Here is a 13,689-nt window from a genome sequence, read left to right as displayed (position 1 = left end):
CGCTTTTTATTTTGCATAGAGCATCAATATAAACGCTACCGTGTCACTTTTTTATAGCACCTTTCCGGCCTACCTACCGACCCATAGTTTAAATCAGCCTCTAGTTCACCAGTGCTGATCAGATACTCCAAATAGCGCCTCGCCGTTGTTCGGCTCGCGCCGATCTTTTCGCCTGCCTCATCAGCGGTCAGTACACTGCCATTTGGGAACAACTCTCTGATCTTGTCTAGCGTTACACCATCAATCCCTTTCGGTAATCGGTTCGGCAAGTTGTCTTGATTGGCGTGAGACTGCAGCATTTTATCAACGAGGTTCTGATCCAAACTCTCTACGATGTCTAGTTGTTGGCGTTGGCACACATACTTTTTCAGTGCGGCATCTAAGCGTGGAAACATAACTGGTTTTAACAGGTAATCGACAACGCCACCCCTCATCGCCTGTTGTAATGTATCGACATCTCTTGCGGCTGTAATCAAAATGACATCACACGTTTGGTTACTTGCACGCAGTGTATTTAGTATCTCAAGCCCTGTGCCATCGGGAAGATAGACATCCATCAATAGTAAATCTGGCTTAAGAATGTCGAGTTGCATTTCCGCTTCCATTCTCGTGGTCGCAATTCCGACCACTTCCAAACCTGTCAGTTGGCTTAAGTATTTGTGGTGCAGCTCAGCAATAGCCAGATCATCTTCAATGATCATTACGCGAGTCGCCATACTCATAATTGTTCTTCCTTGGGTAAGTACACCGTTATTCTTGTCCCATAATTTGTATTGGGTATCATCTCAACATGGCCGTGATATCGAGTAGCAAGCTGATTGACAAGGTGCAACCCAACACCTCGATTTTGACGAGATTTCGTTGAAACGCCTTTTGTAAATAATGTTTGTGGATCCATTGTTTTTGGGAGGCCACAGCCATGATCTATCACCTCAAGTATCACTTCATTTCCGTAATCACTAACGGACACATCAATGTTTCTGCGTTCTGACGCAACATTTGATTCATCGCGAATTGAAGTTAACGTGGCATCGAAAGCGTTATCAATCAAATTACCCAAAATTGTGACAAGATCTTCCGAATTTAGCCACTCAGGCAGGGGCTCCAGACGACTGCCTTCCTCAACCACCAGTTGTAAGCCTAACTCGCGAGCACGTTCAGTTTTTCCAAGCAACATACCTGCAATTAGCGGGTCCTTAACGGTATCTCTTAAAAACTCAATCATTGCTTGATAGTGTGCGGTTTCTTGTCCAATTAACTTTTGCACCGCATCAAGCTCACCCATTTGTACTAGCCCGCTAATGGTGTTGAGCTTATTTCGATGCTCATGGGTTTGCGAACGTAACAAATCTGCATATTCCTTGGTTTGTGATAGCTGTTCGGTTAGATCATTGATTTCATCCCTTAAACGGAAACTCGATACCGCCCCCACGATTTTTCCATCAACATAAATTGGAGAGCGATTTGCAATCAGGCGCTTATGATTAAGGAATATTTCAATATCATGATCTTCCTGCCCGCTTTCTAACACTGTATATAGATCGCTATCACGCAGCGTATCAGTCAAAGGTTTATTGAGCGCTGATTCTCTATCAATACCGAGAATCTGGCAGGCACTACGATTTATCGAGCGAAGTATCCCTTGGGCATCAATGCTTAACACGCCCTCTTTGATAGTGCTCATCGTCACTTCTAATTCGCCGTACAACCGCCCTATCTCTTCAGGCTCAAAGCCTAAAATGGCGCGCTGAAACTTTCTCGACGCATAATTGGATACAATGGCATTAGCGACGACAACTACGATGACCATTAAAATCAAAAAGGCCAAAAATGGTTCGATGCGGTCTTGCAGTCGGTCGAGCAAATAGCCAACCGAAACCACACCAATGATGTTCCCTTGCTCGTCAAAAATCGCAGCTTTACCACGAACTGAATAACCTAACGAGCCCTGTGCCGTCGAAACATAAGACAACCCCTGCTCTAGCGCTCGACGATTGTCGCCACCTCTCATTGGCTTGCCCAACCGCTCATCAACAGGGTGGATTAAGCGTACTCCCTTATGGTCGCCAATAACGATGAATGCAGCACCTATGGCTTCGGTTAATTCTCGAAAGCGAAGTTGGTATGGCTGGGGGTGTTGGGTTTCGATCATTTCACGAACAACCGCTGAGTCCGCTAAAAAACGGGCAACACCCAGTGCTTTTTCTCCCATTTCTTGCTCTTGATTGATTTTGAGATAAGTGAACCCTGCGGCGACAAGCAATAACAGCTCTATCAACCCCGATAGCGTCATGATAATGAGCATCCGCTTACGAAAGCTGATGGTTTTCCAACTCATTGATACATCCTTGTGATTCACTCTTGAGCGTAACGTTAACACTCAGTTAACAGCATGACGTTGTCGTGGTGATAAATCTGTGAGGAAGACAAGCAAACCGCAGAGTTTACGGTTAATTAATCGACGAGCTGAAACATAAAATTACAACCATTCACCAAATTTAGCATTCCTCTCTGATACTCAATTCCATACATAAATTGCCCTTAAAATCATGATCGCGATCACATCGATTTTAGCGGTTTTTGAGGCGTTTTTAGACTTTACAACGTATAATTTTTAATCAACGAAACCAATGAGAGTTTCGGTTTGAAAGCAGTGAAGCTGGAAGTCTATTAAAAGCTCAACATTGATGTCAGTGGTTTGGACAAAAATAAAACAAAACACAAATACTGACTATATGACAAACACTTAGACACCATCTGAAAACTGGAAAACTATAAACAGAGGTGCATTTATAGTTAGAAGGAACACCAAACATGGAACGCGATACCTTTGGAATATGCCTGAATAAGGCGATGCTGTCAGAGAATATGTATTCAACATTTACACACGTCAGGGCTTATGAAAAAAACGGAGGCGGTACTTCTGATCTCAAAGTCCTGTTATCGTTCCCTCAAATGAGTGGAAAAGATCTATTGAATACGATGCGAGGTTCTCGTCAGCTCGAGTGGAGAGCGGAGTTTCACTGTCCATATACGAAATAAATTTGTAACATCTCCCGCGCCCAGCACAAATATAACTGGGCGCATACTACTGCCCAATTTTCCCTCCTACTTAACACGCAGTTACGAATCCTTTATATTAGAGCTAATACTCTACGACAAAGCAGCCATTATGAAAAAAACAGGAAAGGTTTGGATACTGGGCTTACTTAGCAGCTCGATTTCCCTTGCCTGTCATGCGGCACCGATCACTTTTGATACCGCATGGCAGCTATTGCTAGAAAACAACTATTCTCTTAAAGCTCAACGCTCAAACGTCGAGAACTACCAATACCAAGAGAGTGCCACCAGCAATCTCAACTTACCTCAGGTTACTATTGGCGCGAATTACACGCGTTTAGATACCGATATCACGCTGTCGGGAAAACAGATCCTAGACAGCACAGGAGCACACATTAACGTACCTCCTGCTTTTCAGCCTATTTTTGGTGCCTTAGCTAATACCACTTCGACCATAACCGAGCGCGATATTTTCTCTTCGTCTATTCGTGCCATTTGGCCAATTTTTACTGGTGGTAGAATTTCTGCGGCTCAATCAGCAGCAGAAGGCAAAACGGATGAGGCGAAAAGTCAGCTTCTAATGGAACAACAAGCGCGTTTTGAAGATTTATCGAAGTACTACTTTTCTGTCGTACTGGCAAAGGAAGTACTCGCAACGCGGCAAGCGGTTGAAGCTGGGCTAAAAAAGCATCGAGATTTTGCCATTAAGCTTGAAGAGCAAGGACAAATCGCGCACGTTGAGCGCCTGCAAGCCGAGGCTTCTTTAGATAAAGCATCCGTAGAAACACGTAAAGCTGCCAGCGATTTGAGTATCGCTCAGGCTGCATTAGGTAAATTACTCGCACAAGATGACGCCGTAGAGCCCGCTGAATCTTTGTTTATCAACGACAGTCTTCCCCCTCTTAGCGCTTTTGTCGATCAAACGTTGCTTACCTATCCGGGGTTAGAACTTCTGAGCGCTAAACACAAACAAGCCTCTAGCTTAATCAAAGCAGAAAAAGGGAAATACTACCCTGAAGTTTATCTTTACGGCGACTACAGCTTGTATGAAGACGATTCTCTCGCAAGCCAAATGAAGCCAGACTGGTTAGTTGGTGTTGGTGTCAGCATTCCACTGATTGAATCATCAGGGCGAAGCGAAAAAGTCAAAGCCGCTCAAAGCGTCGTCTCGCAGGTCGACTCATTAAAGTCCCAAGCCAAACAAGACTTATCGCTGTTAGTCCAAAAGACATACTTGGAGGCTCAGCAAGCCATTGATGAAGTACAAGGGCTCGCATCTAGCATTGAACTCGCTAATGAAAACCTGCGCTTGCGTGAAAAAGCATTTACTCAGGGTCTGTCGTCTTCGCTGGATGTTGTGGATGCACAACTTTATGTCGCGAGTATAGAAACACAGCGTTCAGCGGCGCGTTTCCGCTATTTAATATCTTTAACCAAGCTACTCGCATTGAGCAGTGAAATGAACAGCTTCGAACAATATCAAAATACCGCTTATATCCCTGCTTCAACATCCAAAGAGGTGAAATAAATCATGGCAGCTAAATCACTAAAACCCGTTTTACTCTCACTTTGTGCTTTGGGTGTTGCCTCTTGGGTTGGGTATCAATTTTACCAAGCCTATCATTCGGAACCGATCCGCTTACAGGGATTAATTGAAGCCCAGCAATACAGCATTTCCTCAAAAGTCCCAGGGCGTATTGATGAGGTAATGGTACGTAAAGGCGACGATGTAGAGAAAGGTCAGCTTATTTTTACCCTTCATAGTCCTGAAATTGAAGCGAAGTTAGAACAAGCAAAAGCAGGTGAAAAAGCGGCGGACGCTTTAGCTCAAGAAGCTGAGAAAGGCGCACGTGAGCAACAAATCCAAGCAGCAAAAGATCAGTGGATGAAAGCCAAAGCCGCTGCGAATTTAATGGAAAAAACCTACAATCGTGTAAATAACCTTTATAACGATGGCGTGGTTGCAGAACAAAAGCGCGATGAAGCTTTAACGCAGTGGCAAGCAGCGAAATACACAGAAAGTGCCGCGTTTCAAATGTACGAAATGGCAAAAGAAGGCGCTAGAAGTGAAACCAAAGTGGCTGCGGCGGAAAAAGCGCGCATGGCATCAGGTGCCGTAGCCGAAGTAGAAGCGTACGCGAAAGATACTCAGATCTACAGCTGGTTTGACGGCGAAGTCTCTCAAGTTCTACTTCAAAGTGGTGAATTAGCACCTCAGGGCTTCCCGGTTGTTACTGTGATAGATACAGAAGATGCCTGGGCGACACTTAATGTGCGTGAAGATTACCTTCAACACTTTAAAAAAGGAGCAACCTTTGATGCCTATTTGCCTGCCTTAAACAAAAATGTTGAGTTCAAAGTAACGCATGTTGCCGTTATGGGTGACTTTGCAACGTGGAGAGCAACCGATGCTTCTCAAGGTTTTGATCTTCGTACCTTTGAAGTAGAAGCTCGTCCAGCTCAACCCGAACCTGAACTGCGTATGGGAATGAGTGTTGTCGTTGAACTTTAATCACAACCACTAGGTTAATGCTATGACGATTAAGATTTCACAGCGGCATATCTTACGACGAGACAAGTGGTTGCTTTCGTGCCTTACTTGGATACCGATTTTGCTCGCGATGATGATTTGGGGAGTGTTCTCTGCGGGCATTGCCCGGGATCTGCCAATCGGTGTGGTTGATCTACAACATTCCCAACTTTCTCGAAAGCTCATTCAATCTTTGGATGCGTCGTCGAGTCTGGCTGTTAACTATCATTACGCCAGTGCAAGCGAAGCAAAAAATGCGATGATTGAAGGCGATATCTACGCTTACGCGGTCATCCCATCTAAGTTCGACCAAGATATTCTCCAGCACCGCCAACCTCAACTTTCTGTCTTTTACAACAGTCAGTACATTTTGGTAGCGAAACTGATCAACTCTGCCGTTGCGCAAGCACAAGGCTATTTCGACGCTCAGGTTGAAGTAATGGGCAACTTGGCTAAGGGTAACACCACAACGTTAGCAGCGGCTGGACAGGCTGTACCCGTGTCGACACAAATAACCGCATTATTTAACCGTAACAATAACTACGCACAATTTTTGGTAACGGCTATCGTGCCAGCCATTTGGCAAATATGTATTGTAGTAAGCACTATTTTGATTCTTGCCGCGCACTTTCGCATTTATGGTGGAAAGAATAGCTTTGCATTTTTGGGCGAAAAGCCATACGCCAGGCTCACTACCCTATTAAGTCAGTACATTCCGGTCTTTATGGCGCAAGGTGCGTTGTTCTTGTACTGGTTTTATTCCGTGCTTGATTGGCCAATGGAAGGCAGTTTTGTGGTTATGCTATTAGCACAATTGGCGACGGTTATCGCCTGTATCATTATGGGAGCGTTGTTCTTCTTCTTGTCGATGGATCCTGCACGTGCGATGAGTTTTGCTGGCGCATTTACGGCTCCAAGCTTCGCGTTCATGGGAATTACATTCCCAGTTTCTGACATGAACACGCTCGCTTATGCATGGCGTTCATTATTGCCGATTACCCATTACATTGAAGTACAAGTGAGTCAAGCAAGCTATGGAGCATCGGCCGCACAATCTTTAAGCTCGCTATGGCCTATGATTGGTTACGTTGTGCCCCTGCTCATTACCGCAGCCTTGATGGGTAAACATCGAACAGCTTCATCAACACGCCAAGCGAAGGAGGCGGTATGACATTGTGGCAACTGATTAAAGCGGAACTTAAGGCCGTTCTAACCAATCCAGTCGTTACGTTGACCGTGTTTGGTGGTGTCGTATTTTACTCGTTTTTATACCCTTTGCCTTATGCACAACAAACGCCTCGTGAACAACCAATCGCGATTGTTAATCTAGATGGTAGTCAGACGAGTTTAAAGCTAGAACGTATGGTTGATGCCACTCCGCAAGTCAACGTAGTCACTCGACTTCATACGATTGCCGATGCAAAGCAAGCATTTTTACAACGAGAGATCACCGGTTTTTTAGTCATACCAGAACACTTTTACAAAGACCTAATGCTAGGTAAAAGCCCGACTCTGGCCTACGCTGCGGACGCCTCGTATTTTCTCGTGTACGGAACCGTGGTAGAAGGATTGGCCCAAGCTGGAGGCACATTAGGGGCCCAAGTGAAAGTCAGTAAAATGGTGATAGATGGTGTGCCCATGAGTATGGCTAGCCATAATTACTCTGCTATTAAGCTTAATATGAAACCAACGTTCAACCCAACCATGGGTTACATCGAATACGTAGTGCCGGCAGTATTTGTTCTGATTTTACAACAAACGTTGATCATGGCGGTTGGATTACAAACGGGAACACAGCGTCATGGTCGTGGCTATTGGTCACAAGTATCAACGGGATCGCTGCTGCTTGTGAGAACGTTAGTATTTGTGGCAATTTATTATTTACTCGGCGCCTATTATTTTGGTTTTAGCTTCGAACGTTTAAACGTAAACCATATCGCCAATGCGGGCGAATTGCTGGCTATGTTGTTCCCGTTCTTTTTAGGTTGTTGCGGACTAGGCTTCTGGCTAGGTTACTTATTACCTCGGCGTGAACTTGTCACCTTAGTCGTCTTAGTGAGCTCTATGCCGCTCATTTTCTTGGCTGGTTTTATTTGGCCGATTGAAGCCATACCTACTCCCTTATTATGGATTGCTGATTTAAGCCCAAGCACTTGGGCGATAAAAGCTTTCTTAGCGCTAAACCAAATGGGGGCAACCTGGCAACAAGTCGCTCCACATTGGACGGCGCTTTGGGCACTCACCGTGCTTTGGGGTAGCGTTGCGTACTGGATTGCTAAGCGAAGTAACAAGCCAGTTGTAACAGAGAGCTTGGGGTGACAGCTGACATTTTCTATTACTATAAAAAAAGCCGGGTAACTAAACCCGGCTGAAAATCTGCGTCCTTGCAGCGGACATATGGTAAAAACACTTTTTGCTCTGGGCTTACCCATTGAGCGAGGTTAGATTAAGCCAAAAACTATGGACTCCATACTCTCATATAGAGGGTTATATCCTTCCAATAGACATTAGCTCTTCGCTAGAACGATAACGTTTTTCAGACACAAAAAAACAAGACTCACATTGAGTCTTGTTGTTGATAGGGATGAGCAGGATACATGTCGCCGCTAAGTCATATCACGGATTATTTTCTCTCGGTATTCTGTAACGACCTTCATGATTGAATTTTTTACATCACCAACTTGCTTAGAGGGTTGGCACCATAGGCCAAAACCAAACTTAAAACCTTCCAATAATTCAGAAGCTTCCACTGGCTCTATATGATTATTAGAAAACTCCGAATGGGCAAACGTTCTGGGGAGAATCGCCCATCCTAAACCTGCTTCAACCATTTTCACTACAAGGGCCAATTGGTCGACCTCTTCATAGTTCGAACTTACGATGACTTTTTCGCCCATTCCCTCTTCAATAAGAGACCGCAGTACAAATTGTTTACTATTCCTCAAGGCTGTCAATACTCGATCTGGTGCCATAGAAGCGAGTTCACCACCTTTCTGGACGAAAGGAACAAATTCAAAATGACCTAAAAACGTCGCATCCAGACTATGTATTGCTCGACTATCATGCACATTGACAATACCGAATTGATAATCACCATTCTGTAAACCCCCTTTAATTTCGTTGCGATTACGAACAAGAAAGTTAACTCGCATCATCGGAAAATCTGCTGCTAATTGAATACGAAGCAATACAAGAAAACGGTGTGGTATAGCGCTTGAATAGGCGATACTAACATTCTCTAACCCACCGTAAGCTAGACTTAATGCGACTTTATCGAAAGTACGTGCTTGTTCGATGGTTTGCTTAGCATAGTGGTAAAGAAGATGACCATCTTCTGTCGGTTCTACCGAGCGCCCCACTCGCTCAAACAGGTTGACCGCCAGTTGGTCTTCAAGATTGGTAATCACCTGCCCTATTGTGGTTCGGTGCTTATTGAGTTTGACCGCCGCCTTACTAAACGAAAGCTGTTCATAAACGGTTACGAACGCGAGAAGTTGTTCAAAACTAAAATTCATAGGTTGTGCTTACTTTTTAGAGTTATCTAATTAAATTACCACAAGATCGTAGAATTGCTACTTGGTAACGGAAACAATCTGCGTTTGAATTCCTTCTCGACGACACAAAAAAACCTACTAGCTTCAGTAGGTTTTCTCTAACTTAGTTGTACTCAACGACACGAGCTAAATAGTTGAATTCTCCTGAGTCACCATGGTAATCGCGGTAGACATCGACACTGAAATATTTAGGTTGATCAGCGTAAATGTGGTCAACGACTTTTTGCTCAAGTGACTCCAACGTTTCACCGACCTGAGAGTACACGAACTGCTTGTTCACTTTTTCCAATTTACGTTTTTTCGCTTCTTTGTGTGACACATAGTTGTTGATCTCTTCCCACTTTCCCACGAACTCGACCGCCACGTAACTCGAGTTCTCGTCAATCATGATAAAGGCTGCACCTTCTTCTTTGATTGCAGACAGTTGCTGCATATCACTATCCACTTTTTGCTGGTCAAGATGGGCTCCACTTTGGGCGAATGCAGTCGCGGAAGCGGTAAGTATCATGAGTGTAAGAACGGCTTTTTTCATTGTATCGTTTTCCTGTATTAAGGGAGTTCAGTTACCCAAAGTTGCCCTTGGGTGGCTTTTTTGAATCCATATTCGTAAATCGTCAGCAAGTAGCGGTGATCGAACATATCTTTCGTTACTTTGGCGTACCTGAAATCTTGATCAATGTAGGTAAACTGCATCTCGATATCGTTGATTTCACTGATGTATTTCATTCGATAGAGATCACCTCGAGTTTGCGCTAGCGTAAGGCTTGAGACACTTTTCGATACCAAGTCCAAACCTTTGTCTTTTAGTGGACGATACGGCGCTTTTAACGCACCATTGCGAATCACATCCAACTGAGGCGCTTTTTCTAACCCCAAAGCATCTGAGATTTGTTGATAGTTGAAGTTAGACGGATTAAAGAACACCTGCGCTGCGAGACCGCCATCTACGTGTAACTCCTCAAGTGTTTCTCCATCATGTTCAACATCGATAAATTGTGGAGGGAAAACACCAGGGATCGATGCGCTCGCAGCAAGCACCTTGTAAATAAGTTCAGATTTGTCCGCTAAATCGCTGTTCGCAATCGCACCAATATTCCAAATCACCAGTTCGCCTGAATCAAAATGGGTACTGCCAATAAAGAGGCGTTTACCATTGCGGTGTTGCTGCGCCATCGCCTCGATCATGGGCTCAGGGTAAGCGTCTGCGATGAAATCATAGAGGTTCTCACCATCGGTAAACGCGTCCTTAAACAGGGTATTTAAGAAGTTCTTCTTACCCAAAATATTCTTATCATTGATGTTGAGCATGACTTCTTTCATCTTTGGCATCGCATCACCGCCAATGAAAACAAAAGGAGCGATTAGGGCACCCGCACTGACTCCAGTAATGATGGCATAATCTTTTAGCTCCCCCTTTTCCTGTAGCCCCATCAAAACGCCGGCACCGTATGCGCCGTTTACGCCACCACCCGATAAGGCCAAAATATTGAGCTGTTCACCCTCTACTTTGATCGGTGTGGTTTGATTGTGCGCTGAGTAGAGAAAATCCGGCGCTTCATTGGCCCACATTCGAAGTGGCTCATTTGGTGTCGAACTCGCGATCTCGACATCTTTATAGTTGCTTTGAGAAACACGAACATCCAGCGTATGAGGTGAACTACAAGCTACTATCAGCAGCGAAAGTGCAACCGTCACACCAGAGGAAATTAAACGATTCATAATCAGTCTCATTTAATGTTCTCTGGCGTATGACCAGAGACTCAGTTTGAAGTTAATTGGGTCAAAATGAAGTCCGTTTCGTTGTGTGGAGTTACTATAGCTAGGCACGGCTAAACCCCATAATCGCGATTGTAGGATGCTATCCATCAAAGCAATTATGCCAAGTTTCTATATGCTAACTTTACGCTTCTCCGTTAATTAGGTACTGCGCTAAGCAATTTTCACGACGTTGAACTCATGCGTCGGTTCGACAAATTCGTATTGGGCATTGATCGTCTGTAGCTCCCATGTGCCATAGCCTTTGGTGATCTCCAATACACCGTAAACGGCGTTATGTGTATGACGAAAGGCTGCGACAGGAGACATCTTCTTCACCAAACAAGAAGTAAAAATCGCAGAAATCAAATCACCGACACCGACTGGCTGCATAGCAAATTCAACACTAGGGCGTTGGGCCAAATAGCTTGCTTTCGGTGTGGCTAAAATCATACTGAAGGCGTCATCTGTTAGTGCATGCAGGTGTTTCACCAATACCATTTTCGGTCCCAGCTCTAGGGCTTTTTTACATGCAGTGACCGCATCATAAAGAGAGTCAATTTTCACACCTGTTAACTCGCTCAGTTCAAACTGGTTAGGAACAATCACATCAGCGATGGGCAACAAGCTATGGCTTATCGCTTCTTTGACACCGTCTGCCACAATGCAACCTTTGTCTGGATCACCCATAACTGGGTCACACACATAAAGCGCGCTGTGGTTACGCGATTTGACTAAACTTACCGCTTCGGCCACCGCTCGACATTGCTCTGCGCTGCCTTGATAACCGGACAGTATCGCGCCACATTCTCCTAACTTCTCAATGTTATCTAAGCCTCTCATTAGAGAATGAATTTCATCTGCCCCAAACTTCTGTCCAGTCCAACCTTGCTGGTACTGAGTGTGATTTGAAAACTGAACCGTGTGAATTGGCCAGACTTCGAGGCCCATTCTCTGCATCGGAAAGACTGCAGAACTGTTTCCTGCGTGGCCATAAACCACATGAGATTGAATAGAAATAATGCTTTTCATAAGTCACTCTTAATTGAGAAGTTTGTTAGCTTGGCGACTAAATAAACACAATATCGCGCACTGTGCTTATTTGGTCGGAATAGCCTCGACAACGCCGAGGCTTATTCTTAATCAGGCTGGATTCATTAGCCTTTGAATTCAGCAAAGTACTCATCCAACACTTTGCGTGTTGCACGACCGATAAGCTCGTATTCGTGGTGAGTAAGATTTGCTAGCGAAACTCGAACTGATGCATGCACTACATCGAAGCCTTGGCCTGGAAGTAGGATAACGCCGGTTTCATGTGCAAGGCGGAACAGGAAGTCTTTGCCTTTCTCGCTCGCTTTGAACCATTCAACGAATGCTGGTCCGTACAATTTGCCGCCCAGAGTGTCGAGCTCAAGCAGTGTGTAGTAGTCCACACGATCTTTGTTTTCTTCAATTTCTACACCCATGTTTTTGTACAGAGTTTTGTAACGATCGCGAATGATGCGTTTACATGCTTCTTTGTAGTTTTTCTCTGAGTCCATCAGACAATTCAATGAGAACAGTGCCATTTGAACTTGTTGAGGAAGAGACAAGCCTGCTGTGTGGTTAAGCGCTACGCTGCGGCTATCTGCTACGATACGGTCAATAAACTTAATCTCACGAGGTTCCGGAGTCAGCGTTTTGTAACGATCGTCCAACTCAAGTTGACGCGCTTCAGGAAGGCTGCGCATTGCATCGTCAAACACGTTGTTGTGTTGAATTGCAATCGAGCCTAAACGCCAGCCTGTTGCACCGAAGTACTTAGAGAACGAGTACACACAAAGCGTGTTGTATGGCAGTTTCGCAAACAGTGAGACAAAGTCGTCCGCAAATGTGCCGTATACATCGTCAGTCACGATGAACAGGTCGCTACGTTCGTTGTTTACGAAGTTTGATAGGTTATCCAGAGTTTCATCCGAGAACTTCACAGACGCTGGGTTTGCTGGGTTCACGACACAAAGCAGTTTGATGTCTGTATCTGCAAGCTTTTCGATTTCAGACATCGGCAGCTGCCATGTTGTCTCATCCAAACGTAGTTCAACGATTTCCAGTTCGTATTCACTCAGTTCTGGAATTTCTAGGTACGGCGTAAAGATTGGAGTGATTAGCGCGACCTTGTCACCTTTCTTCAACAGACCGTTGTTGAACATAGTTTGGAACGTGTACGTCATAGACGCTGTGCCGCCTTCCGTTGCAAACAGATCGAAGTCTGTTGTCATTGGCATTGGGCCGTACATCTCTTCTGCGATGTACTGCTTCACAACGGTTTCGATGTTCGTCAACATACGTGGTGGCACTGGGTAGTTACATGCAAGGTATGCATTAACCAGTTCATTCAAGAAAGCTTGCTTCTCTAGACCCAAACGGTCTTTTGCGTAGCTCAGCGACTTTTCTAAGAACTGCACACCTTGGTCTTTCTTATTGTCGCTTGCAAACGTGTCAAAGCGTTCAACAATGCCCACACCATCTGGAATGCCACCGAAACCACCATCTAGGTATGAGTAAGTGCGCTCAGCTTCCAATACTGCAAATTCACCCAAACGAATAAACGCTTTACGAGGTAGTGTCGCTAGAAAGTTAGGGTTACCACGACCAGCATCTAATAAAGCGCGGTCAGGAACAGTTTGTGCCACTTCAATAAGTTTATCTTTTAATTCAAATGGGCTTAAATCTGCAAATTTTGAAAAATCAATTGTTGTGTTTTGCGTAGTCATAATATTTACCTGAATCTATTATTTAATGAAATTTGGA

Annotated in this window: 12 protein-coding genes; 5 read left to right on the top strand and 7 right to left on the bottom strand. The window is 44.6% G+C overall.

Annotation, left to right across the window (positions count from 1 at the left end):
• Positions 1 to 35: 35 nt before the first annotated feature.
• Positions 36 to 722, bottom strand: a complete 687-nt coding sequence (locus tag R7R24_RS21935) for a response regulator (RefSeq protein ID WP_054579563.1) — start codon at positions 720 to 722, stop codon at positions 36 to 38.
• On the bottom strand, positions 719 to 2,338 hold the full coding sequence (locus tag R7R24_RS21930) for a sensor histidine kinase (protein WP_054579564.1): 1,620 nt from the start codon (positions 2,336 to 2,338) through the stop codon (positions 719 to 721). The genes R7R24_RS21935 and R7R24_RS21930 overlap by 4 nt, the downstream gene beginning before the upstream one ends.
• Before the next feature lie 476 nt (positions 2,339 to 2,814).
• Here R7R24_RS21930 and R7R24_RS21925 point away from each other — a divergent pair, with 476 nt between their 5' ends.
• The 5 genes from R7R24_RS21925 to R7R24_RS21905 all read left to right on the top strand — a co-directional run bounded on the left by R7R24_RS21925 (position 2,815) and on the right by R7R24_RS21905 (position 7,909).
• Entirely contained in the window at positions 2,815 to 3,042 is a 228-nt protein-coding gene (locus R7R24_RS21925; protein WP_005377125.1) for a hypothetical protein, read from the top strand.
• Between the two features lie 130 nt (positions 3,043 to 3,172).
• Entirely contained in the window at positions 3,173 to 4,588 is a 1,416-nt protein-coding gene (locus R7R24_RS21920; protein WP_025768106.1) for a TolC family protein, read from the top strand.
• 3 nt (positions 4,589 to 4,591) lie between these two features.
• A complete protein-coding gene (locus tag R7R24_RS21915) occupies positions 4,592 to 5,572 on the top strand; it encodes an HlyD family secretion protein (RefSeq protein ID WP_054579565.1) in 981 nt (326 codons plus the stop codon).
• Between the two features lie 22 nt (positions 5,573 to 5,594).
• A complete protein-coding gene (locus R7R24_RS21910) occupies positions 5,595 to 6,761 on the top strand; it encodes an ABC transporter permease (protein ID WP_054579566.1) in 1,167 nt (388 codons plus the stop codon).
• Positions 6,758 to 7,909: an ABC transporter permease gene (locus tag R7R24_RS21905; RefSeq protein WP_033906182.1), complete on the top strand. Its 1,152-nt coding sequence runs from the start codon at positions 6,758 to 6,760 to the stop codon at positions 7,907 to 7,909. The genes R7R24_RS21910 and R7R24_RS21905 overlap by 4 nt, the downstream gene beginning before the upstream one ends.
• A gap of 287 nt (positions 7,910 to 8,196) precedes the next feature.
• On the opposite strand, the gene R7R24_RS21900 is transcribed toward R7R24_RS21905, so the two are convergent.
• The 5 genes from R7R24_RS21900 to R7R24_RS21880 all read right to left on the bottom strand — a co-directional run bounded on the left by R7R24_RS21900 (position 8,197) and on the right by R7R24_RS21880 (position 13,652).
• The gene (locus R7R24_RS21900) at positions 8,197 to 9,105 is read right to left on the bottom strand and encodes a LysR family transcriptional regulator (protein WP_064368468.1); all 909 of its coding nucleotides are present in this window, start codon (positions 9,103 to 9,105) and stop codon (positions 8,197 to 8,199) included.
• 142 nt (positions 9,106 to 9,247) lie between these two features.
• Positions 9,248 to 9,676 (bottom strand): hypothetical protein, encoded by a 429-nt coding sequence (locus R7R24_RS21895; RefSeq protein ID WP_025768103.1) that lies wholly within the window; start codon positions 9,674 to 9,676, stop codon positions 9,248 to 9,250.
• Positions 9,677 to 9,693: 17 nt separating this feature from the next.
• Positions 9,694 to 10,863 (bottom strand): patatin-like phospholipase family protein, encoded by a 1,170-nt coding sequence (locus R7R24_RS21890; protein WP_017634571.1) that lies wholly within the window; start codon positions 10,861 to 10,863, stop codon positions 9,694 to 9,696.
• A 210-nt stretch (positions 10,864 to 11,073) separates the two neighbouring features.
• Entirely contained in the window at positions 11,074 to 11,931 is an 858-nt protein-coding gene (gene pdxY / locus R7R24_RS21885) for a pyridoxal kinase PdxY (RefSeq protein WP_005377109.1), read from the bottom strand.
• Between the two features lie 125 nt (positions 11,932 to 12,056).
• A complete protein-coding gene (locus R7R24_RS21880; protein ID WP_064368469.1) occupies positions 12,057 to 13,652 on the bottom strand; it encodes a bifunctional aspartate transaminase/aspartate 4-decarboxylase in 1,596 nt (531 codons plus the stop codon).
• Positions 13,653 to 13,689 lie beyond the last annotated feature (37 nt).

Source organism: Vibrio sp. 704 (assembly GCF_033339295.1).
The sequence above is the reverse complement of the archived record's forward strand: the minus strand, read 5'-3'. Positions and strand labels throughout refer to the sequence as shown.